Source organism: Blautia faecis, from assembly GCF_020554845.1.
Classification (GTDB): domain Bacteria; phylum Bacillota; class Clostridia; order Lachnospirales; family Lachnospiraceae; genus Blautia_A; species Blautia_A faecis.
On record NZ_JAJCIA010000055.1, the window covers coordinates 1 to 21,381 of the forward strand.

The window sequence follows — 21,381 nt, forward strand, 5'->3', positions numbered from 1 at the left end:
TAGTCATCGGAATCTTCCACGTCTTCCATTGTTATGATCCTAAATTGTGCCTCCAGGTATTCTGCATCAATTTTTTCCATTTCCATTGTTGAGATATTGGTATTCAAATTAAAGCCTGGTTTTTGGGTCCGTTTTCCACCACCACCTTGATTGGAAGGAAGATCGTTGTATCGCATAATCAAAATCTTGTAGGTATAGACGATATTATTTGGATTATTAATCGGCAGGGATAGTCACTTTCCCTTTATATTCCTGCAGGTTTTACATAAGAAGATGGATTTCGGTCAGCAAAGGCAGCTCCCACAATGCCTTTTGGATATCCGCTTCTGCAAGTTGTAGTAAGTAATTGCTTCCCATCAAAATCATGAGATCGTGGTACCGCAGGCAAAGGATAAAAGATTTAGACCGTCACTGGGCGTTGAGGAAGAGTAGGTGAGTAATATGAGATACGAAGATTCGATGAAAGATGTAGCTGATCAGATAATCAAAGAACAGCAGCGAGCCAGTAAAATTAAAAACAATCCAGAAGAGTTCCATTGGCATGACGAATATGCAACGTTGAATTTCTTTCGGTTTATCTGCAAAAATATCGGTAACTTGAGAAATGGAGAAATTGAAAAAATGGTCACACGTTTAAAGAACATAGATCAGAAAGCAGTGGAAAACCATGTGAATGGTGCTGTTTGGGCATTTGATTATGATAAGATGTTCTGTGTATTGATGGAAAATGAAATTTGCCGAAAGGTGTGTGAAAAGAATAAATATAACAATTGGATGAATCTGATTGGACAGTATTGTGTTTCAAGGACTTAAAGACGAAGAAAGTTGTTGGAGAGAAGTAATTTCCAGCAACTCTGTCTTTAATGAATAGAGTTCATTTTTTTATTCAACTATTCCCATAATATATACAATATGTAAATGTGCAATTCAAATATCAGTTTATGCTAAGTACAAAAATAATAATAATTACTATTATTGACAAAAGAATAATTATCATGTATAATACAGATATACAAGAAACAAAGTGTTAGAAAAATTGCTAGGAACTTGGTAACAAAAATAAATCGACATTGAAAAGGGAAAATGACTATGAAAAAATATGAATGTGAACCATGTGGCTATATTTATGATCCGGCAGTAGGCGATCCAGACGGAGGTATCGCTCCAGGAACTGCATTTGAGGATATTCCAGATGACTGGACATGCCCAATCTGCGGATTAGGAAAAGATGTTTTCGTTCCTGTAGAAGACTAAGCAGAAAATGCAGATACGAAACTGCCAGACATTAAAAGAGCCTAAGAGAACATATAAAAGAAATGGAGGTCAAATTATGACTTACGATTTAAACATTACCTTTGATGACAATTTAGTAACAGGAAATAAAACAATCGATACACAGCACAAAGAATTGATTGACCGTATTCAGAACTTTGTAATTGCCTGTCAAAATGGCGACAGCAAGGTAAAGGCGATCAAACTTCTGGATTATCTTAACGAGTATACTGACTTTCATTTTAAAGAAGAAGAAGCACTTCAGGAAAAAGCCGGTTATCCAGAGCGTGAAAAACATTATGAAAAACATGAAGAGTTTAAAAAGACAATTCAGGAACTGTATGAATACCTTCAGGAGTATGAAGGACCAACAGATCGGTTCAGTGAACTTGTACAGAAAAATGTAATCGACTGGCTGTTTGGACACATTAAAACATACGACCGCTCTGTGGCAAAATTTATCTTTATGAAACAAAATCCAGATCGATGCTAAAATAAACCAGGGAACGAGTTCACTCAGAATGTAGACAACGTGATGAAGTAAACTAGGGGCTGTCATAATGCAGCCCCTTTCCTGTTATAGCGATATTCTAGGTAATATATTGCGCTGGCATGACATATTATTTTACTACTACTATATGGGAAATTTGAATCCAGTCATAAAGAAGGCGAACCAGATGTAGTTGGAACTTTTTCTGTAAATCGGGATGAAAATATAACCGTGGTCGCAAATAGGGAAGATATTGAGGATAGAGAAGCGTTTGCAAGAAAACTTTTGCAGATGTACAAGGATGATTCTTTACATTCGACAAAATTCTCCACAGACAGAGGATATGCGACGAGCATTGATATGAACATCTATTTATGGAAAGAGGATATTGAAGACGGGGAATCGGTAATGACGGCCGAATATAGACCTGTAGAATACGGAAAGGACTATGATGTTGTCAATAATCCTGATAAATTTCAACTATATATAGATGGAAAAGAGATTAAATAGTAATCTCCTGAAAGCAAGCTTTTTGTCAATTATTTCAAAGAAAAATTAAAGGATAACAATACATAGTTTTGACAATGATATTTTGAAAAATTTTATAGGAATGTTCTATTATCAAATTGACATAGGAATATGGTAGCGTATAATTAGAATTGAATACACTGAAAAAATGGAGGAATTACATGAAAGCACATAAATATTGGTCAGTAGGAGCATTGATCACAATGCTTGGGACTTTTTACACTGGATATAAAAAGCAAAAATCAAGTCACAAATACTTTGCTTTAAGTTCTATGTTATGTATGGTAATGGCGATATATACAGGTCATAAAATGATTACCGGGAATAGGAAGAAAAAGGCGAATAAAGAGAAAGATACAGAAAGGGAGGGATAAATAATGTTGGAAGTAGGGGTTAAGGCACCGGATTTTGAGTTGCCAGATCAAAATGGGAAAATACATAGATTATCGGATTATACAGGAAAAAAAGTGATTTTATATTTCTATCCCAAGGATAATACAGCGGGATGCACGAAACAGGCATGTGGGTTTTCTGAGCGATACCCTCAGTTTACCGAAAAAGGAGCAGTTATTCTTGGAGTCAGTAAGGATTCTGTATCCTCTCATAAGAGATTTGAGGAAAAATATGGATTGGCATTTACACTTTTAGCAGATCCAGAGCGGAAAGTTATTGAAGCATATGATGTATGGAAAGAAAAGAAAAATTATGGAAAAGTCTCTATGGGAGTAGTAAGAACCACATATCTTATTGATGAACAGGGGATTATTATAAAGGCAAATGATAAAGTCAAGGCTGCAGATGATCCTGAAAATATGCTCAAGGAATTAGATTAATGAAGATAATATTATCCCCTGCTAAAAAGATGATTATAGATACTGACAGCATAGCGCCGGATGGATTGCCTGAATTTATTGAAAAGACGACAGAGATACAAAGTTGGTTGAAAAGTAAGTCAAAAGAAGAACTGAAGACTATCTGGAAATGTAATGACAAAATTACAGAACAGAACTTCAATAGATTGGAAAACATGGATCTTTATCATTTACTTACCCCAGCTGTCTTATCATATGAAGGAATTGCTTTTCAATATATGGCTCCATCCGTGTTTGAGGACAGTCAGTTCGAGTATGTACAAAAGCATTTGAGAATAATATCTGCATTTTATGGTGTGTTAAAACCAAGGGATGGTGTGACGCCTTATCGTTTGGAAATGCAGACGAAGGTTGGAATAGGAGAAACAAAAAATCTGTATGAGTACTGGGGAGATTTATTATACCGCTCAGTGATTGATAACAGCAGGATTATAATCAATCTGGCATCGAAAGAATACTCTAAGTGCATAGAAAAATATCTGACACGACAGGATAGATACATTACGATTACATTTTGTGAGTTATCAGGAGATAAACTGGTGACAAAAGGTACATATGCTAAGATGGCCCGTGGTGAAATGGTTAGGTTCATGGCTGAAAACAGAATTGAAAATCCTGAGGATATTAAGAAATTTGATAGACTAGGCTATTCATTCCGCTCTGATTTATCATCAGATGCAGAATATGTTTTTGAACGGAAAAAATGATGATTGAATGATTATTTTAAATAAAAGGTAATCAGTAATATTGATTATTATAATAATAGAAGGAGGAACAAACTAATGAAATATGTATGTGACGTTTGCGGATGGGAATATGATGAAGAGGAAGGTTATCCTGAAGGTGGTATTGCACCAGGAACAAAGTGGGAGGACGTTCCAGAAGATTTTGAATGCCCATTATGTAATGTTGGAAAAGATCAGTTTTCAGAAGTTGAATAAAATTCTGATTATTTAAATACGGCTAGATAAACAAAAACCCTGGTGCGTGTGAGCAACAGGGTTTCAGACTGTAGACAAACTTGGTGTTGGGTGTTATGCCCAGCACCATTTTTCTTTTAAAACTTCTTTTCTTTTTATTTTCTTCAAAATTAACAAAAATCTGGCTGTGTTCCAACCTCGTTTTTCCAGGATCTTTGCCAGTTTTTTCAGATTCATGCATGCAAAGGTAAGCCCGGCTTTCATTTCCATCCGTGCTTTTTTCCAGAATCTTTGAAAAGATATGCTCAAAAAGGTCTGTATCTTTGAAACGGCGGGTATAATTCTTTCCAAATGTAGAGAAATGAGGTACTGGATCTAACATGTCTAGTCCGAGAAACCAGCGGTATGCAACGTTTACCTCGATCTCTTTCATGGTCTGACGCATGCTTTTTATCCCATAGAGATACTGAATGAATGGTATCTTTATCAGCATGACGGGATCCATACTGGGACGGCCGTTATCCGGACAGTATTTTTCTTCAACCAGATCATAAATAAAATTCCAATTGATTGCTTTATCAATCAATCGCAGCATATGGTTTTGAGGTACCATGTCATCCATGGAAAACATCATCATTTGTTCTCTGTTTTTATCTGCATTTTTCGTCATCATAAAAAACACCGCCCTTCTGATATTTATTATATCAGAAAAGCGGTTCCAACAATAGCAAAACCCTGCAAAAGCAGGGCTTTGTCTACAGTCTGAAGCAGCTGGATTACAGCTGCTTCAGTACGTTTAAGAGTTTTGTATTATCGTCGTGCATCATGATGCAGAAGCGGACAAATTCGCCGTCCAGGCACTGGAAGGAAGAACAGTCGCGGATCATCAGGCCTTTTTTGATGCAGGCCTCAAAGACATCGGCGGAAGTCAGACCGTCCCGGCGGATTTTTAATAAGATGAAATTGGCATAGGCAGGATAAACTTTAAAAGTAGGGATATTTTGAAGTTCCTGCTCCATGCGGTCACGCTCATCGAGGATCAGATCACGCGTTTCCTGAATGTAGTCGTGGTCACGGAGCATCAGCTCTCCGGCAAAGGCACCAAGACTGTTCAGTGACCATGGCGTCTGTTTTTCTCGCATTTTGGAAAGAAATTCCATATTTCCGGTAATTCCGTAACCGAGACGCATGCCCGGTGCAGCATAAAATTTAGAAACACCACGCAGTACCATAAGATTGGTAAATTCTCTGGTCAGAGGAATTGCAGTTATTTCTTCGACATCTGGTGCGAACTCTACGTAAGTTTCATCGATCATGACAAAAATATCTTTATCTGCACAGAATGCGATCAGTTTGCGGAGATCTTCCTGCATGATCGCAGAGGAAGTCGGATTATTCGGATTGCAGAGAATCAGGAAATCATAACCGTTTTCCAGAGTTTTGCACAGATCCTCTACATCGAGAGTGAAATTTCGTTCTTCTCGCAGATGATAATATTCCTGTGTGCTTCCGGAGAAAGAAAGTTCTCTGGAATATTCGGAATATGTCGGTCCGAGAATCAGGGTGTGTTTCGGCGCACGTTCCTGAATCAGAAGTGAGATCAGTTCACTGGAACCATTTCCAGGTAAAATAAATTCAGCGGGAATCCTGCAGTATTCTGAGATCGTATTTCTGAGAGATACATAATCTCTGTCCGGATAAGAAGAAAAAAGATCGACATTTTCTGCAATTTCTTTTTTTACAGAGGCGGAGAGGCCAAGAGGATTGACATTTGCCCCGAATTTAACGATATCTTCTTTATTTAAATGATAGTAGTCACATATTTTTTCTATGTCACTTCCATGAAAAACCATTTTTGTAGTCATAAGGTTACACTCCTCATTATTTCGCTATTTACTATAATAAATCATCGAAGCGTTTTTTACAATAGACAACCGCCGAAGATGTGTTATACTAGAAAAACAGGTGTTGCTGTGAACACAGGCAGTATTCCGCGAGGTGTTTTGGAATGGATTTTGACCAAGTTGCTGTGAACGGAGTGAACAGTAACAAACAGGTGTTGTTGTGAACAGCAATAACTAATAAATATGCAAGACGGGGGAATGAATATGAGATTGCAGACAGTACAGGATGCATTGAATCAAAAAAATATCAGGTTTGAATATACCGAAGAAGACGGATGCGGAAGTCTGGATTTTATGTTCCGCGGACTGAAATTCCATGTGTGGGAATATCACGATGGAGTCTGGGGTGCAGAGACAAATATCTATGAGGCAGGCAGAAGTGAGGATATTGGGGGCGATTATGAAGAAAAGATTGCCGGAGAAATTCTGTCTTGGCCGGATATGATCAATAATAGAAAAATGAAACTTGTAAACATTTCCGATGAAGGCGCAAAATATAAATGGCAGCTTTATGATCTGTATGACAAAGCATTTCCGGAACAGGAGAAAAAGCCCCTGCAGGTAATGGAAAACCTGGTAGCAGATGGAAAGATGGAGATGCTTGCAATGGTTGACGAAGATGAATTCGTAGGACTGGCAATCAATCTGATCGATGCGGAGCAGGATAGGGCGCTTCTGGATTATTATGCAATTGTACCGGAGAAAAGAAATTACGGATATGGAAGCAGGGGACTGGAGGCATTACTTAAAAAGTTCAAAAATCATAAATATATTTTTGAAATAGAAACACAGGATGAAAAAGCAGAAAATGCTGAAGAACGCAAAAAAAGAAAGGCTTTTTATCTTCGGAACGGACTTCAGGAGACGGGATTGTTTGTAAATGTGTATGATACAGATTTTGAAATCCTTACACCGGACGGTGAGCTGACTTTCTGGGAATATGTAGATTTTCTGCGAGAAGTAATGTATGAAGAATACGTACAGATTCTTCGCCCGACATTGATTGCGATGAAAAAATAATAAAAATACAAAAGGAAATTGAGGACAGGGAACGTGGGAGAAAATGTGGTTTTAGTTTATCTGGTAGTATGTTTTTTTGTATTTCTGGCAGGATTTGTGGATTCGATTGCCGGAGGAGGCGGACTGATCTCACTTCCGGCATATATGATTGCGGGACTGCCGGTACATACTGCAATTGCAACAAATAAAATGAGCAGCTCCATGGGAACTTTCGTGGCATCTTTTCACTACATGAAAAAAGGCTTTATGAAATGGAAAATCTGTATTCCGGCAGTTTTTGGTGCAATTGCCGGATCCTGGATAGGATCTCATCTGGCTCTTCTGATTTCGGAGAAAGCTTTAAAGATCGCCATGCTGGTTGTGCTTCCGGTCATTTTGTTTTATGTACTGAGAAGCAAAGCACTGAAAGGAAAAGACGAAAATGCAACAGAAGTAATCAATGGAATGCTGATTTTTAAAAGTATCCTGATTGCAGCTGTAGTTGGTATTTATGATGGGATTTACGGACCGGGAACAGGAACATTTCTGATGCTTTTATTTACCGGTTTCTGTCATATGACATTAAACGATGCAGCAGGTGCCACAAAGGCAATCAATCTGACAACCAATATCACAGCACTTGTCGTATTTCTGATCAATGGCAAAGTGCTTTTGCCACTGGGAATTGCAGCAGGAGTTTGTAACATGGCAGGGAATTATCTTGGAAGTCATAGCTTTACTTCAAACGGTCACAAGATCGTAAAACCGGTTATGATTGTGGTGATCGTGATTTTCTTCATTAAAGTATTAACAGAACTGATTTGAAACACACAAAAGGGGACTTATTTCACATCCCCCTTTGTCTACAGTCTGAAACCCTGGTGCGTGTGAGCAACAGGGTTTTTTATTGCGATAGTTTGTGATGATATCACAGAAAATGATTTACCTTTTGCTTATAATGTAACTACAAACAAAGTAAGGAGGTAGTCTAAATGAGATTAAAAGATAAAGTTGCAATCATTACGGGTGGAAGCCGTGGTATAGGATTTGCTACATCTGATAAATTCTTGAAGGAAGGTGCTTCAGTTGTGTTGGCAGCAAGTTCACAGGAATCGGCAGATGTTGCTGTAGATAAATTAAAAGAAAAATATCCCAATGCAATAGTTGCTGGAATTAGTCCAAATCTGGCAAGCATGGAGTCTGTCAGAAAGGCTTTTAAAGAGGCAACTGAAAAATATGGATGTGTCGACATACTGGTAAATAATGCAGGGATTTCAGAAAACACCTCATTTATGGATTATACAGAGGAGACTTTTGATAAAGTCATGGATCTAAATGTAAAAGGAGTATTTAATACTACTCGTGTAGCAGCAGAATGTATGGTGGCAAGAGGCAAGGGGGTCATTCTCTCAACTTCTTCCATGGTGAGTATTTCGGGACAGCCAAGTGGGTTTGCTTATCCGGCATCGAAGTTTGCAGTAAACGGATTGACTGTATCATTAGCAAGAGAACTAGGACCTAAAGGTATTCGTGTTAATGCTGTTGCACCTGGGATTACAGAAACTGATATGATGAAGGCCGTGCCAAAGGAAGTTATCGAACCTATGATTGAAAGAATTCCATTGCGTCGTCTTGGACAGCCAGAAGATATTGCCAATGCGTTTGTGTTTCTTGCTTCAGATGAGGCGAGTTACATTACAGGTGTTATATTAAGTGTAGATGGTATGGCAAGAAGTTAAGTTAATGAGGTATGGTGATGTAATCACGGAAAATAAATGAAATTAAGACTATAATAAATCTACAAAAAGAAAAAGATAAGGAGGACTGTAAAATGTCTGCTATTAATATCAATAAAAATAATTTTCAGAACGAAGTACTGAATTCCGATAAACCCGTTCTTTTAGATTTTTGGGCATCTTGGTGTGCGCCTTGCCGCATGGTAGTACCTATTGTAGAGGAGATTGCAAGTGAGCGTAGAGATATTAAAGTTGGAAAGATTAATGTAGATGAAGAGCCTGAACTGGCAAATAAGTTCAGTATTATGAGCATTCCGACTTTAGTGGTTATGAAGAATGGGAAGATTGTACAGCAGGTTTCAGGGGCGAGACCTAAGAATGCGATTTTAGAAATGCTTTAGGGAGGTGTGCTAATGGGATTTTTTGATCTCTTTAAACAGTCGAATATTAATCAAGGCATAGAAGAATATAAAAGGACTGATGATGCAGTTCTGCTGGATGTACGTACACCGCAGGAATATCAGGAAGGACATATACCAGAAAGTAAAAATGTGCCGTTGCAGCAACTTGACAATATTGCTTCTGTAGCGAAGAATAAGGATATCCCACTGTTTGTATACTGTTATTCCGGTTCACGAAGCCGCCAGGCAACTGGGATACTGCAACGAATGGGATATTCTAAAGTAAATAATATCGGTGGCATTGCAGCTTACTCAGGAAAGGTGGAAAAATAAGATGAAGGTAATAATTGTAGGAGGTGTAGCCGGAGGAGCTACAGCCGCAGCAAGAATACGCAGACTGAATGAACATGCTGAAATTACTGTGTTTGAAAGATCCGGATACATATCCTATGCAAATTGTGGACTTCCATATTATATTGGAGACGTGATCATAGACCCGGAAGAACTTACACTACAGACACCAGAGAGTTTTTTTAAACGCTTCCGTATTAACATGAAAATTCATCATGAAGTTATCTCCATACATCCGGAACGTAAAACGGTTTCAGTGAAAAATTTAGAGAATGGTGAGATATTTGAAGAAAAATATGATAAGCTGATCCTCTCTCCAGGTGCAAAGCCAACACAGCCGAGACTTCCCGGAGTAGGTATTGATAAACTTTTTACACTTCGTACTGTAGAAGACACTTTTCGGATAAAGGAATATATAAATAAGAATCATCCAAAATCGGCTGTATTGGCAGGTGGCGGTTTTATTGGTCTGGAACTGGCAGAAAATTTGAGGGAGCTTGGCATGGATGTTACGATTGTCCAGCGGCCTAAGCAGCTGATGAACCCTTTTGACCCGGATATGGCATCCATGATCCATAATGAAATGAGAAAGCATGGGATAAAACTGGTACTGGGCTATACAGTAGAAGGATTTAAAGAAAAAGACAACGGAGTGGAGGTCCTGTTGAAAGATAATCCATCCCTTCAGGCTGATATGGTAGTTCTGGCAATCGGAGTCACACCAGACACAGTATTAGCAAAAGAAGCCGGTCTGGAACTTGGCATCAAGGAAAGTATTATAGTGAATGACAGAATGGAAACCTCTGTACCGGATATTTATGCTGCAGGTGATGCAGTTCAGGTAAAACATTATGTTACGGGTAATGATGCGCTGATTTCTTTGGCTGGACCAGCCAATAAACAGGGCAGAATCATCGCTGATAATATTTGTGGCGGTGATAGTCGTTACCTGGGCAGTCAGGGAAGCTCCGTTATAAAAGTGTTTGATATGACAGCAGCCACTACAGGTATCAATGAAACCAATGCCAAAAAGTCAGGATTAGAGGTAGATACAGTAATTCTTTCTCCTATGAGTCATGCCGGTTACTATCCTGGTGGAAAAGTGATGACCATGAAGGTGGTTTTTGAAAAAGAGACCTATCGTTTGCTTGGTGCTCAGATTATTGGATATGAAGGAGTTGATAAACGTATTGATGTGCTGGCAACAGCAATCCATGCAGGGCTGAAGGCAACCCAGCTGAAGGATTTGGATCTCGCATATGCACCGCCTTATTCCTCTGCCAAGGATCCTGTAAATATGGCAGGATTCATGATAGACAATATAGCAAAAGGTACCTTAAAACAATGGCATCTGGAAGATATAGATAAGATTTCTAGAGATAAAAGTGTTGTGTTGCTGGATGTGAGAACTGTAGGTGAATTTAACAGGGGGCATATGAATGGATTCAAAAACATTCCTGTAGATGAACTAAGGGAACGTATCAATGAAATTGAGAAGGGAAAGCCTGTTTACCTGATATGCCAGAGTGGGCTGCGAAGTTATATTGCCAGTCGTATTCTGGAAGGAAATGGATATGAAACATACAACTTCTCCGGCGGATTCCGCTTCTATGATGCAGTTGTCAATGACCGTGCGCTGATTGAAAAGGCATATGCATGTGGTATGGATTATTAAAAATAATCATAATATTTTTATAATTTTCTCGTAATATAAAAAGATCCCCCATTTATTAGAATGACTTTCATAATTCTGATAAATGGAGGATTCTTCTTTATATGTTACAGAAAAACAATTTTATGACCTTTGGAGTGTTTCCAGTCTTTTTGGATCAAGGATTGTGATTTTGCCGCGGGAGAGTTTGACGAGACCCTCGCCTTGAAAGTATCGAAGCATTCGAGTGATAACTTCCCTGTGGGAACCAAGATGATTAGCAATCGTCTCATGAGTGATTTTCAGCTCGTTTGTTCCTTCGATAGAGGTCTCTTCTAAAAGAAATGAAGCAACACGCTTATCCAAACTCTTCCACATGATTTGTTCAATCAGCCACATGACATCAGAAAAACGGGTGGCTATTAACTCATTGGTATAGTTTGCGACGGGAGCAGATTCCTTCATAATGCTCTTATAGATTTCAGCAGGGATGATCCAAAGATCAGTATCTTTTTCTGCTTCAATGGTTACTTCAAATTGAATGGAGCGTATGATACATGAGGCGGATAAAAGACACATATCCATATCGAACAGACGGTAAAGTGTAATCTCTCGTCCTTCATCTGAAAGTATGTAGGTTCGAAGCTGCCCGGATTTAACCAGTAATAATCCAGTGCAATCCAGGTTTCCATTGTGAATGATTGTCCCTTTTTTTACATACTGTGTGATTAAATTGTCTGAAATTATTTTTTTCTGTGTTGTATTTAAGTCATTCCATAGTGGAAAACAATTTTCGAAGTTCATAACCGTTATCTCCTTTACGAACATAGTATACTTGCTTTTTTTAGATGCGTCAATTATATAACTGGCATATGCCATAAATAGAAATAAAAAGAAGTGTAATAAAGTAAATTATCTTTTCTGTGATATCATCACGGAAGCAAGCACTTATTTGGGGTATATTAAGTTCAAATAGGAGAAGGAGTTGAAAAATATGACATCTATAAATATAAATAAAGAAAAGTTTGGACAATTAATTCATAAGGAAAAACCGGTTCTGGTTGATTTCTGGGCACCTTGGTGTGGTTATTGCCGTAGAATTGGAGCGGCTTATGAAAAAATAAGTGAAGAATACAGCGATATTCTTATTGCTGGAAAAGTAAATATTGATGAAGAACCACAGATTGCAGAAGCTGAAAAGATTGAGATAATTCCTACGCTGGTTTTATATCGAGATGGAAAGGCAATAGATTCTATTGTTGCACCTGAATCAAAAATAATGATAGAGAATTTTATTAATGAAGCATTGGAAAAATAAAAGGAGGACTGCTGTATGAATGAAAATCATGTTTACGATATGATTATCGTGGGGGGAGGACCTGGAGGGTATACTTCAGCATTATACGCAGCCAGAGCAGGATTTGATACAATTGTTTTAGAAAAATTATCTGCAGGTGGTCAGATGTCATTGACCTGGCAGATTGATAACTATCCTGGTTTTGAAAATGGAATTGACGGATTTTCATTAGCAGAGAAAATGCAAAAACAGGCGGAAAAATTTGGCGCTAAAAGTGAATATGCTGAAGTTTTTAATATGGATTTAACAGGAAAGCTTAAGAGAGTAGAAACTAGTTCGGGAATTTATATTGGGAAAACAGTAGTGATTGCTACTGGAGCAAATCCAAGAGAACTTGGTCTCGCTAAAGAAAAAGAATTGATAGGTCATGGGGTTGCTTATTGTGCCTCCTGTGATGGTATGTTTTATAAAGATAAGATCGTGGTGGTTGTTGGTGGTGGAAATTCTGCTGTATCAGATGCTGCTCTTTTAAGTCGAATTGCTAAGAAAGTCATCATTGTTCATCGTAGAGATACATTACGTGCAACGAAAATCTACCATGACCAGCTGATGAAAACTGAAAATATAGAGTTTCGATGGAATAATACAGTAAATGAACTGATTTATGGAGAACGATTGACTGGTGTGCGGTTGAAAGATACAGTTACAGGAGAAGAAAGCATTATAGAATGTGACGGCCTGTTTGTGAGTATAGGAAGAAAACCGACAACAGATTTTTTAGATAATCAGATAGAACTGGATAATAAAGGATATATTGTGGCAGGTGAAAACACTGAAACGAGTATTCCGGGTGTTTATGCTGTAGGTGATGTCAGAACAAAGTTACTTCGTCAGATAGTAACAGCAGTGGCAGATGGTGCTATGGCAGTACATATGGCAGAAGAGTATATGGAGAAATAATAATCAGAATTTGAATAGTGAACTTTTTATACTGAAATATGTACGATTTCAATAATGACATGAACTTATGGGAACGTATTGCGGATACTTTGTGAACTTTATCCTGATACAATGATTATGCTGATGAAAGAAGGCATTCAGAATGGAATTACACTAGAAATACTTATGACAAAAAAACATAAGAAAACACCGGAAGAAAAAGCAGCTGTTGCGAAATAAAAGAAACAACAGATGAGAGCAAAACTGAAAAAAGAAACAAGAGATAATCTGGCTAAAGAAGAGATCTTGCAAGATGACCGATTTTTCTTTATTGCCGGTTATACCTCCGGAGGTGCACCGTATGGTATCACCTGGGAGGAAATGGGTCTGAAACCTTGGGATGATTTGGAGGAAAATAAAATGGTGTAAAAGTGGTGTAAATAAACAAAAATCAGCTGTGAAGACTATTGAAAACTATTGAAAACAATACGCTTCTCATATAAATATGCAAAAAAAAGTGGGTTGTTATATTTTTTTACATATAAAAAGAAATTGTGAAATTTTTATCTTTAAATGTGCGAAAATTATGAAAATTATGCGTATTCATATACTTATACAGAAGAATTTTCATGTAATAAAGCTAAAAAATGAAGCGTAGCGGTAGAATACGGAGCTGATTTGCACAATAAAATATAAAAAAACCAAATAAATCAATACGTCATTTAAAAACAAATTCTTAACAAATAATGAACTTATCATACAGAAAGGCGGAAAAGCCCGGAAATACAGTATTTGTGCGGCTTTGGGAAATTTTGTACCTATCGTATCTTATCGTAATTTATCGTATCTTGATGAAAAAATGGTGTAGTAAATGGTGTAGTAATGGCTTAAGATGGACACAATAAATGGAAATATACAAATTGCTAACTTTAGTAACGAATTCCCGTGACTTCAGCCATGAAATTTTCACCTAAAGATTTAAAAATAAACAAAAGATTGCTTTATCATATAAAAAGGCAGAAAAGCCCGGAAATATAGTATTTGTGCGGCTTTGGGGAATTTTGTACTTATCGTATTTTGTCGTAATCTATCGTATCTTGATGAAAAAATGGTGTACTAATGGTTTAAAATGGACATAATAAATGGGAATGTACAAATTGAACAAAAACCAATATGTATGTCAAAAAGAGCCTGCAAAGGCTTTTTTATTATTGTTTGAACTGAAGAAACATTTGACGAAATTTTTGCTCTGTTGTATGATTGTTATACAAATATAACTTCTAATGTCAGGAGAAATTCATGAACGTAAAAGACAGTATTTCTGCAACAATGGATTCCATAGAAGGAAAAGAATCAGAAGATAAATCTGCCAAAAATATATTCTCATACAAACCAATTATGGGAAATATTTTAAAGTACACGGTAGCAGAATATAAAGACTGCTCATTAGAGGAAATCATGGACTGTATCGAAGGCGATACCATCCAGACAGGAACTGCATTAGTGGAAGAGGATATGGCTCAAACCATCCGTGGAGAAAGAACAGAAACCAATGCTACAGGTGAGCCACCAGCAACTTTCGATGTTTTATTCCGTTCGCTGCTTCCAAATTCCCAAGATAATATTCTGGTAAACCTTCATATTGACTTTGAACTTCAGAAAGAATATGATCTTGGTTATCCAGTTATAAAAAGAGGCATATACTATGGTTGCCGTAAGCTGTCAGCGCAGATAGATAAGATCGGCAAGAATGGAGTTGCATATAAATACCTGGAGAAAGTATATAGCATTTGGATATGCCTTGAAGGTATACCCCAAAAGCTGCAGAATACTATATCTTATTACAAAATACAGAATTACAAGAACGAAGGTTTTCAAAAAACAGATATCAAGATTAATACTGCCGAAGCAGACCTTATAGAAATAATCATCGTAAGACTTGGCGGAGAAAATCAAGATCAAAAAGGACTCGTTGATTTTTTATATGGATTGTTTTCTGGGAATCAGGAAAAAGTATTATCATATATTCCGGACTCTGATAAACCGGTCCGACAAAAGGAGGTGGCTGATATGTTAAGTATGATTTCCTATGCCGAGGAAAATGGTATAAAAAAAGGCGAAAAAAAAGGCGAAAAAAAGGGTGAAAACCGTTTAGGAACGCTTATGAATATTCTTCTGAAGAACAAACGTTATTCGGATGCAGAGAAGGCCTCTGAGGATGAAGAGTATCGTGAGGAGCTTTATAAAGAATATAGATTATAATCATATTTAGAAGTACATTAGTAGAAATTGTATACGCTGAAATAAAATATTGATTGGGCAGGTCTATTTAGGCTTGCCCTTTTTCTAAAACTAGAAGATTATTCCTAACGAAAATTTTTAGGAAAGTATCCTAAATTTATGACAAAAATGGAAAGGACTACAATGGAAATAAACGGAGTTACCATACAAATGCTCCCTGCGGCCTCAGGAGACTGTATATATTTGGAATTTCCAGATTCCGATTTTAGAATGTTGATTGATGGAGGTTATGCCAAAACCTATCAAAAATACTTAAAAAAATTTTTGCGCAATCTGGCCGCTGAAGGAAAACGATTAAATCTAATCGTAGTCACACATATAGATAATGATCATATAAATGGAATCAAAGCGTTATTGCGAGAAAATGGGGACGCTAAAGATCCCCAGATTATAGGAATTGACGAGATCTGGTTTAATGGATTGGATCAATGCATTGCTGCACGGAAATCAGAACAGACAATGACTTTTTCCTTGGAAAATATTTTAGAAAGTATGTCTCCATCTGAAATTAACCTTGATTATGAAAATGGAAGTCAAGATATAAGTTATATTAGCGGTTGTCATCTAGCCCAATTAATTCAGTCTGGAGACTATCGTTGGAATATTTCAACCCCAAACAGTCTTGTATGCAACGAACAAACTATTTTGTTTGGAGATTTAAAAATCAAAATATTAAATCCAACCATTGAAATTTTAAACGAAATGAAAGAAAATTGGCTTCATTATCTGAATGAAAAATGTCACAAAAATATTGAAATTACAAAGGCATCATTATTTGATGCTGCTTTTGAGGGATTCTTTCTAAATAATGAAATTGATGTAGAAATAGAGCAAGAGGAAATTTCATATTCAGATGAATCATCGAATTGGTTAGATGAATATACCGAAAATAAAGAAGCGGAAATGGATTCAAAAACAACAAACTGTTCATCAATTTCATTATTACTTGAATATAAAAATTTAAAAATGCTATTTCCCGGAGATAGCCCAATTCAACTATTTGAAAAAGAACTTCCAAAGGAGTTTGACCTTATAAAGCTTCCGCACCATGGTTCGATAAAAAATATTTCCTTGGAATTTATAAAAAATACAAAGGTAAAATATTATTTGTTATCTACAGATGGGAAACGGTATGGGCATCCAGGAAAATCAGTAATTGCAAATATAATAAAGCACACGGAAGATAACACTAAATTGATAAAAAATTACAACGTTAGCTTGCTTACTGGATTAGGAGAGTTAGATGAAAGTTATAACAGATAAAGAATTAGACAATACTACGTTTCAAATAAAATGCGGTGAAAATTACGGTACTGCATTTTTAATAAATGAAAACACAGCAATAACTGTGAAACATTGTCTTTATAATAACAAAGAAAAAAAATATGAAACAAATGCGGTGTTATTAGTTTACATCAATAACGAAGAAAAAAAGATTAATGTAATTGTAGATAAACTATTTGATAATCGTTTTGATGAATTAGTTGTGCTACATTGCGAAGAAAAAATTAATGTTCCAACACTTTGTCTTGCATATGCAGATATCTGTATGTTTGAAGGCTTAAAAGCAATTGGGTTTGGAAAAAGCTATGAGCGCAAGAAAAGATGGATTAAACTACAAAATAGCAATTTTTTAAATGATGGTATTTCTGAAAATATGATTTTAGATATACAAAATTCCAAAGCTATAGATTATCGTGGCTTTTCCGGAGCCCTAATAGCCGATACCTATAATTATGTTGTCGGAGTAATCAAAAGTCAACTTAATGAAAGTGGTAAAGCAAATGCATTGTTAGGAATTAGTCTAAAAAATCAGTTAGCATTCTGCAAAAAATATAATCTTCAAATACAGAATAGAGAAAAAGCATTAGGCGATCATTTTGAAAAAGCAAGAATAACAGATTTTCGAGATGGTATAAATCAAAATGCATATTTTAAAAATAAGCAATATGAAAACATTGCTATTTCCACAAATTCGAAAGCTGAAACGGAAGACACAAAATTTTCGGAAGAAACGGCAAATCCTGATTGTAAAAAACTTAGTTGGAATATTAAATATACAAGTGTAGAAGGTTTATTGGGAAATTCGAATAAACATAGAAACGAAAGAAAAGAGTTAACCAAGAAATGGGCTGAAGAATTTGAGCAGTATCCCGGATGGCTTATAGTTCCAGCAGATTTCAGGCAACAGGTAAAAAGTTATACCAATGGAAAAGAACTTTTACAATGTAGCGAAAAAGAATTAGAATCTAATTTTGACTACTGTAATGAATTACTGGATTTTGCTTATGAATATACAAGGAGATATAAAAAATCTTGTTTGCCTTTAGATAAAAATATTGAGAATAACTTATATAAAATATGGGATACTTTAAATTCTCACTCGGATTGGAAAGAAAAAAACAAGAATAAATGGTTTACAGTAGGGTTATATTTACTTGAAAACTATAGACAAAATATGGATGAAGAAAAGTGGAACAGCATTTGTGACCTGCTTAAACCTTGCACAAATTTTATAGTTGATGGCAAATATTATTTGAAACTTGAAGAAATTCTTATGAATTTATTCAAAATGGATCTGGAAAAAGTTCAGCTAGAACTGGTATCATGCTCTTTAGAAGAAATGCCTTATGAGGTACGCTTAAGATTCATTGGCGTAATGACTGAATGTGGTCTTAATGAGGAAGCACTGAAAGCAGTAGAAGAACTTACCAACGATATACAAAAGAATAATAATGAAATAGCAGAGAGCAGCCCCCAAAACGTATATTTGAAGTCTCTGCTGGTATGTGCATTGTATTTAAAAGAACATTTACTATTTTGTATGAATCCATATAAGGAAGAAACCAGAAAAAAATGCAATGAAATTAATAATGAGATTTCTAAATATAAAAAGTATTATAACTGGGATAAAGAAAAAATTCTGTTTACAGACGGTGCATTAACCTGGTTAAAAAAAGAATCTCCAGAACCGGAATTTGAGTTAAATCGGGAATCCATTACTTTGGTTAGATCTGAGAACAATTGTTGGGAGGCATATTCTGTTTTTAAAAGCATTGAATATAGTGGATTTCCATTATATCTTCGAAGTAAAAGTTTACTGAATAATCAGCAGGATATTTTAGTAAAAAGCTTGTTATCTTACTATCCTCAATATACATGGCAGCTTTTATTGCGTCTTGGAAAAACCAATATAATTAAAAAATGTATTACAAGGGAATATTTATGATCCGAGCACAGAGAGGAAACCGATAGACTTTTTGAATATGTATATAATGCGATAATGAATAATATAGGAAATTTTCAGAAATATGATCCATGGTATGACCAAAATATTTATACCTCTATTGTAGCATCCGGAATTCCTATTTTAGAAAGAATGTGTGCTGTATTAGATTCTGTGCAGCAGGGAAAAATGATAGACTTGATGATCCGATTGATCGGAGAAAATGTTGTGAAAGATCAAAGATTGTTAAATCAATTCATTTCCTCTGTTATGAATCAAACTGCAGATTATATTAAAAGGACTAAAATAAATGCATTATTAACTTGCTCAATGAAAAAGAGAGAAAATATACTTGGAGTAGTACAGCTTGATCCTTTTGATGTGTTTACAGAGTATGAATTATCAAATCCATTGTATAGAAAAGCTCATCTTGAACCTAAAGTTATTAAAACAATATTTGATATAGGAAAACAACAGAAAATAAATCGAACCTCAGTATTGGCCAGAATGGGGCAGTTATATACATGGGGAAAATTAACTAAAGAACAAGAAGTTACTTTTGGAGAATTATTATGGAGTGAGCTTAATGAAGATACGCAGTTGCCAGATCTAGAGCAATATTATTTTTTTGTATTTATGAAATGGCCACATCCAGAAGAAATAGCGCCCTTAGAGAGAATAAAAAAGGTTTTTATCAATGAAAAAGTATCTTCAAAATGGAAAGAGGATATAAGAGGCAGGAATTTTAAAGAAATATCATATTGGGAACAATTGGAGATTTGGAATAGGTATTATGTAGATAAATGGTCTGCAGAAGAAAAAGAATGGTTTTTGGAACTGTTTATCGGCTGTTGTTCAGATATGGTAAAATACTGGAAAGAAAGCAAATTTGATTTTCAATTTACTTTTTCAAAATGGCACATGAAAATGATGATTCGTGCGATTGCATCTTTTGGCAGAAATGGTTGGAAAGGAACTAATCCGGTTCAGTCCAATAAACTTTGTACCCTGCTAAAAGAATTCTACGATGAAGGAATTTATTCATGGGAAGTAGAAGCAATGTTTCTTGCAGATGAAAAAATTCCAGACTTTATAAAAGAAATGTTGGAACTAATGTATGAAACTGAATCAGATATGGTATTTTCAGCTACAATGGCAGTTGAAAAGTGTCTGGAAACAATTATGGATCAGCAATTAAAAGAAAACACCCTGCTGGAATTACTTAATTTAATTAAAGCACGAAAAGAACCCGGATTGGAATATTTCTTGATGATTATACATAATACTTTTTACCGAGCAGATTCTCTTTTTCCATCAAAAATCAAGGACAGGGTTTCACAAGTACTTAGGTTAGTAGAAAAATATACGCGAACCAATTTTCAAACTATGACGCAAAGAGAGTTTAAAGAGAACATTAAAATAAGAAAACAATGTGCTACTCTTGCTTTCTTGGTATATTGTTATGAAGATACATTTTCGGAAGGCCAACATTGCCCTGAAGTAGAAGAATGGAAAAATATATGCACTGGTGAGAAAGCAGAAAATGAATTTGCTGAAGTAAAAAATTGTTGGTTACTTCCTGAACTGTAAATATGTAAATGAATTGTCGGGAAAAGGGTACATGAATTGAAAGAGACACAGAAAGGGGCCACCGCTTATGTGCCACGAAATGGAGAAAATTTATAGTGAGGGAATGGAAAGTGGCGAGAAGCGCGGTATAGAGAAAAGCGAACTCAAAAAAGCAAAAGAAACAGCCCTTTCCATGGCAGAAGAGGGCATGGACGTAAAAATGATTGCCCGTCTGGTTAAGGTGAACGAAAAAGAGGTCCAGAAATGGATTGATGAAAGTTTATGCGTAATGAAATAGTATTCATTATAAAAAAAATTCTGTAGATAATATTCTTGTATGATAGTAAGGGTGACTAGCTTAAAATTTAGGCTTTTCACCCTTAGTTTATACAGAATAGTAGTTGAATAACATATCCCAAAAGGAAAAGAGTAAACGATAGAACCTGAGTACCTTGAAAAATATTAGACCGCTTTCAGCGGCCATATCATTTTTCAGCTGTTTTCTTGGGCTTCCCGATATGTTCTGGTAAAGACTTGGACCATGGCTTTCGTATATTTTCTGGAAGTGTTTCTGACCAAGGTAGAAGCTCTTCCAGAAAATTGCTATTTTTATCATCCATATGTTTTGGTATCTCTGTCAGCAGATATTCAAAATACTCATGTGGCTTCAGTTGGTTTGCCTTCGCTGTTTCGGATTCCTCTTATATATGCTCCAGTTTCTCCTGCTGCCTATAATACTCATCTATATACGCCATCAAAGCCCGCTCAATAGCCAGAGTTTTGGTCTGCCCGGAATCTTCGCAATATTGGGTAAGTCGTTCGTACACAGTTTTATCTATTCTCAGCGACAATGGATAGTTGTCTTTTTTCGGTCTAGGCATTTGAATCATCCTTTCTCTTCGTAGTCAGCTTTGCGTTCTTCAAT

25 protein-coding genes and 2 pseudogenes are annotated in these 21,381 nt (G+C 36.1%); 22 read left to right on the forward strand and 5 right to left on the reverse strand.

Translation table 11 applies throughout. From position 1 onward, the window contains the following. Positions 1 to 441: 441 nt before the first annotated feature. From LIZ66_RS17265 to LIZ66_RS17300, 8 genes are all read left to right on the forward strand, one after another. Entirely contained in the window at positions 442 to 813 is a 372-nt protein-coding gene (locus tag LIZ66_RS17265) for a hypothetical protein (RefSeq protein ID WP_148463580.1), read from the forward strand. Between the two features lie 276 nt (positions 814 to 1,089). Further along, positions 1,090 to 1,254 carry a rubredoxin gene (gene rd / locus LIZ66_RS17270; RefSeq protein WP_148463579.1) on the forward strand — a complete coding sequence of 55 codons (165 nt, stop codon included), beginning with the start codon at positions 1,090 to 1,092 and terminating at the stop codon, positions 1,252 to 1,254. Positions 1,255 to 1,330: 76 nt separating this feature from the next. After that, entirely contained in the window at positions 1,331 to 1,765 is a 435-nt protein-coding gene (locus LIZ66_RS17275) for a bacteriohemerythrin (protein WP_019161195.1), read from the forward strand. 228 nt (positions 1,766 to 1,993) lie between these two features. Beyond that, the gene (locus LIZ66_RS17280; RefSeq protein WP_195380031.1) at positions 1,994 to 2,272 is read left to right on the forward strand and encodes a hypothetical protein; all 279 of its coding nucleotides are present in this window, start codon (positions 1,994 to 1,996) and stop codon (positions 2,270 to 2,272) included. A 179-nt stretch (positions 2,273 to 2,451) separates the two neighbouring features. Beyond that, positions 2,452 to 2,664, forward strand: coding sequence for a DUF6219 family protein (locus LIZ66_RS17285; protein WP_005421604.1), 213 nt, complete (start codon positions 2,452 to 2,454; stop codon positions 2,662 to 2,664). Between the two features lie 3 nt (positions 2,665 to 2,667). Then, the gene (gene bcp / locus LIZ66_RS17290) at positions 2,668 to 3,123 is read left to right on the forward strand and encodes a thioredoxin-dependent thiol peroxidase (RefSeq protein WP_055060581.1); all 456 of its coding nucleotides are present in this window, start codon (positions 2,668 to 2,670) and stop codon (positions 3,121 to 3,123) included. After that, positions 3,123 to 3,869, forward strand: a complete 747-nt coding sequence (yaaA, locus tag LIZ66_RS17295; protein ID WP_227201097.1) for a peroxide stress protein YaaA — start codon at positions 3,123 to 3,125, stop codon at positions 3,867 to 3,869. The genes bcp and yaaA overlap by 1 nt, the downstream gene beginning before the upstream one ends. Positions 3,870 to 3,944: 75 nt before the next feature. Next, positions 3,945 to 4,103, forward strand: a complete 159-nt coding sequence (locus tag LIZ66_RS17300; RefSeq protein ID WP_005339874.1) for a rubredoxin — start codon at positions 3,945 to 3,947, stop codon at positions 4,101 to 4,103. 256 nt (positions 4,104 to 4,359) lie between these two features. Here the strand turns inward: LIZ66_RS17300 and LIZ66_RS17305 are convergent. Together LIZ66_RS17305 and LIZ66_RS17310 are read right to left on the reverse strand one after the other, a co-directional pair. Continuing rightward, positions 4,360 to 4,755, reverse strand: a pseudogene (locus tag LIZ66_RS17305) (transposase); the annotation flags it as partial. Positions 4,756 to 4,858: 103 nt separating this feature from the next. Continuing rightward, positions 4,859 to 5,947 (reverse strand): pyridoxal phosphate-dependent aminotransferase, encoded by a 1,089-nt coding sequence (locus tag LIZ66_RS17310; protein WP_148463575.1) that lies wholly within the window; start codon positions 5,945 to 5,947, stop codon positions 4,859 to 4,861. Positions 5,948 to 6,190: 243 nt separating this feature from the next. Between LIZ66_RS17310 and LIZ66_RS17315 the strand changes: the two genes are divergently transcribed. The 6 genes from LIZ66_RS17315 (at position 6,191) to LIZ66_RS17340 (ending at position 11,148) form a co-directional block, all read left to right on the forward strand. Then, positions 6,191 to 7,006, forward strand: a complete 816-nt coding sequence (locus LIZ66_RS17315) for a GNAT family N-acetyltransferase (protein ID WP_227201098.1) — start codon at positions 6,191 to 6,193, stop codon at positions 7,004 to 7,006. Positions 7,007 to 7,051: 45 nt separating this feature from the next. Further along, positions 7,052 to 7,810, forward strand: coding sequence for a sulfite exporter TauE/SafE family protein (locus LIZ66_RS17320; RefSeq protein ID WP_118583172.1), 759 nt, complete (start codon positions 7,052 to 7,054; stop codon positions 7,808 to 7,810). A gap of 167 nt (positions 7,811 to 7,977) precedes the next feature. Beyond that, a complete protein-coding gene (locus LIZ66_RS17325; protein ID WP_173716729.1) occupies positions 7,978 to 8,724 on the forward strand; it encodes an SDR family NAD(P)-dependent oxidoreductase in 747 nt (248 codons plus the stop codon). 92 nt (positions 8,725 to 8,816) lie between these two features. Beyond that, complete coding sequence (gene trxA / locus LIZ66_RS17330; protein ID WP_005421612.1) at positions 8,817 to 9,122, forward strand: thioredoxin; 306 nt, start codon at positions 8,817 to 8,819, stop codon at positions 9,120 to 9,122. A gap of 12 nt (positions 9,123 to 9,134) precedes the next feature. Further along, positions 9,135 to 9,455 carry a rhodanese-like domain-containing protein gene (locus tag LIZ66_RS17335; RefSeq protein WP_005421613.1) on the forward strand — a complete coding sequence of 107 codons (321 nt, stop codon included), beginning with the start codon at positions 9,135 to 9,137 and terminating at the stop codon, positions 9,453 to 9,455. 1 nt (position 9,456) lies between these two features. Beyond that, positions 9,457 to 11,148 (forward strand): FAD-dependent oxidoreductase, encoded by a 1,692-nt coding sequence (locus tag LIZ66_RS17340; RefSeq protein ID WP_227201099.1) that lies wholly within the window; start codon positions 9,457 to 9,459, stop codon positions 11,146 to 11,148. Between the two features lie 120 nt (positions 11,149 to 11,268). On the opposite strand, the gene LIZ66_RS17345 is transcribed toward LIZ66_RS17340, so the two are convergent. After that, complete coding sequence (locus tag LIZ66_RS17345) at positions 11,269 to 11,952, reverse strand: Crp/Fnr family transcriptional regulator (RefSeq protein ID WP_227201100.1); 684 nt, start codon at positions 11,950 to 11,952, stop codon at positions 11,269 to 11,271. Between the two features lie 166 nt (positions 11,953 to 12,118). Between LIZ66_RS17345 and LIZ66_RS17350 the strand changes: the two genes are divergently transcribed. From LIZ66_RS17350 to LIZ66_RS17385, 8 genes are all read left to right on the forward strand, one after another. Continuing rightward, on the forward strand, positions 12,119 to 12,442 hold the full coding sequence (locus tag LIZ66_RS17350) for a thioredoxin family protein (protein WP_005330449.1): 324 nt from the start codon (positions 12,119 to 12,121) through the stop codon (positions 12,440 to 12,442). 15 nt (positions 12,443 to 12,457) lie between these two features. Next, positions 12,458 to 13,381 carry a thioredoxin-disulfide reductase gene (gene trxB, locus LIZ66_RS17355; protein ID WP_227201101.1) on the forward strand — a complete coding sequence of 308 codons (924 nt, stop codon included), beginning with the start codon at positions 12,458 to 12,460 and terminating at the stop codon, positions 13,379 to 13,381. Positions 13,382 to 13,612: 231 nt separating this feature from the next. Beyond that, positions 13,613 to 13,789, forward strand: a complete 177-nt coding sequence (locus tag LIZ66_RS17360) for a hypothetical protein (RefSeq protein ID WP_227201102.1) — start codon at positions 13,613 to 13,615, stop codon at positions 13,787 to 13,789. Between the two features lie 870 nt (positions 13,790 to 14,659). Further along, positions 14,660 to 15,622: a hypothetical protein gene (locus LIZ66_RS17365; RefSeq protein ID WP_227201103.1), complete on the forward strand. Its 963-nt coding sequence runs from the start codon at positions 14,660 to 14,662 to the stop codon at positions 15,620 to 15,622. A 189-nt stretch (positions 15,623 to 15,811) separates the two neighbouring features. Further along, a complete protein-coding gene (locus LIZ66_RS17370) occupies positions 15,812 to 16,924 on the forward strand; it encodes a ComEC/Rec2 family competence protein (RefSeq protein ID WP_227201108.1) in 1,113 nt (370 codons plus the stop codon). Beyond that, entirely contained in the window at positions 16,905 to 18,890 is a 1,986-nt protein-coding gene (locus LIZ66_RS17375; protein WP_227201104.1) for a S1 family peptidase, read from the forward strand. The genes LIZ66_RS17370 and LIZ66_RS17375 overlap by 20 nt, the downstream gene beginning before the upstream one ends. A gap of 54 nt (positions 18,891 to 18,944) precedes the next feature. After that, positions 18,945 to 20,477, forward strand: coding sequence for a hypothetical protein (locus LIZ66_RS17380; protein WP_227201105.1), 1,533 nt, complete (start codon positions 18,945 to 18,947; stop codon positions 20,475 to 20,477). Positions 20,478 to 20,544: 67 nt separating this feature from the next. Next, positions 20,545 to 20,754: a hypothetical protein gene (locus LIZ66_RS17385; RefSeq protein WP_227201106.1), complete on the forward strand. Its 210-nt coding sequence runs from the start codon at positions 20,545 to 20,547 to the stop codon at positions 20,752 to 20,754. 187 nt (positions 20,755 to 20,941) lie between these two features. Here the strand turns inward: LIZ66_RS17385 and LIZ66_RS17390 are convergent. Continuing rightward, positions 20,942 to 21,151: pseudogene (locus LIZ66_RS17390) on the reverse strand (transposase domain-containing protein); the annotation flags it as partial. Positions 21,152 to 21,157: 6 nt separating this feature from the next. Further along, positions 21,158 to 21,337: a ribbon-helix-helix protein, CopG family gene (locus tag LIZ66_RS17395; RefSeq protein WP_227201107.1), complete on the reverse strand. Its 180-nt coding sequence runs from the start codon at positions 21,335 to 21,337 to the stop codon at positions 21,158 to 21,160. Positions 21,338 to 21,381: the final 44 nt, after the last annotated feature.

Coding starts and splice junctions, on each gene's coding strand:
- LIZ66_RS17265 (WP_148463580.1), top strand. CDS start 442: ATGAGATACGAAGATTCGATGAAAGATGTAGCTGATCAGATAATCAAA.
- rd (WP_148463579.1), top strand. CDS start 1,090: ATGAAAAAATATGAATGTGAACCATGTGGCTATATTTATGATCCGGCA.
- LIZ66_RS17275 (WP_019161195.1), top strand. CDS start 1,331: ATGACTTACGATTTAAACATTACCTTTGATGACAATTTAGTAACAGGA.
- LIZ66_RS17285 (WP_005421604.1), top strand. CDS start 2,452: ATGAAAGCACATAAATATTGGTCAGTAGGAGCATTGATCACAATGCTT.
- bcp (WP_055060581.1), top strand. CDS start 2,668: ATGTTGGAAGTAGGGGTTAAGGCACCGGATTTTGAGTTGCCAGATCAA.
- yaaA (WP_227201097.1), top strand. CDS start 3,123: ATGAAGATAATATTATCCCCTGCTAAAAAGATGATTATAGATACTGAC.
- LIZ66_RS17300 (WP_005339874.1), top strand. CDS start 3,945: ATGAAATATGTATGTGACGTTTGCGGATGGGAATATGATGAAGAGGAA.
- LIZ66_RS17310 (WP_148463575.1), bottom strand. CDS start 5,947: ATGACTACAAAAATGGTTTTTCATGGAAGTGACATAGAAAAAATATGT.
- LIZ66_RS17315 (WP_227201098.1), top strand. CDS start 6,191: ATGAGATTGCAGACAGTACAGGATGCATTGAATCAAAAAAATATCAGG.
- LIZ66_RS17325 (WP_173716729.1), top strand. CDS start 7,978: ATGAGATTAAAAGATAAAGTTGCAATCATTACGGGTGGAAGCCGTGGT.
- trxA (WP_005421612.1), top strand. CDS start 8,817: ATGTCTGCTATTAATATCAATAAAAATAATTTTCAGAACGAAGTACTG.
- LIZ66_RS17335 (WP_005421613.1), top strand. CDS start 9,135: ATGGGATTTTTTGATCTCTTTAAACAGTCGAATATTAATCAAGGCATA.
- LIZ66_RS17340 (WP_227201099.1), top strand. CDS start 9,457: ATGAAGGTAATAATTGTAGGAGGTGTAGCCGGAGGAGCTACAGCCGCA.
- LIZ66_RS17345 (WP_227201100.1), bottom strand. CDS start 11,952: ATGTTCGTAAAGGAGATAACGGTTATGAACTTCGAAAATTGTTTTCCA.
- LIZ66_RS17350 (WP_005330449.1), top strand. CDS start 12,119: ATGACATCTATAAATATAAATAAAGAAAAGTTTGGACAATTAATTCAT.
- trxB (WP_227201101.1), top strand. CDS start 12,458: ATGAATGAAAATCATGTTTACGATATGATTATCGTGGGGGGAGGACCT.
- LIZ66_RS17360 (WP_227201102.1), top strand. CDS start 13,613: ATGAGAGCAAAACTGAAAAAAGAAACAAGAGATAATCTGGCTAAAGAA.
- LIZ66_RS17365 (WP_227201103.1), top strand. CDS start 14,660: ATGAACGTAAAAGACAGTATTTCTGCAACAATGGATTCCATAGAAGGA.
- LIZ66_RS17370 (WP_227201108.1), top strand. CDS start 15,812: ATGCTCCCTGCGGCCTCAGGAGACTGTATATATTTGGAATTTCCAGAT.
- LIZ66_RS17375 (WP_227201104.1), top strand. CDS start 16,905: ATGAAAGTTATAACAGATAAAGAATTAGACAATACTACGTTTCAAATA.
- LIZ66_RS17380 (WP_227201105.1), top strand. CDS start 18,945: ATGAATAATATAGGAAATTTTCAGAAATATGATCCATGGTATGACCAA.
- LIZ66_RS17385 (WP_227201106.1), top strand. CDS start 20,545: ATGTGCCACGAAATGGAGAAAATTTATAGTGAGGGAATGGAAAGTGGC.
- LIZ66_RS17395 (WP_227201107.1), bottom strand. CDS start 21,337: ATGCCTAGACCGAAAAAAGACAACTATCCATTGTCGCTGAGAATAGAT.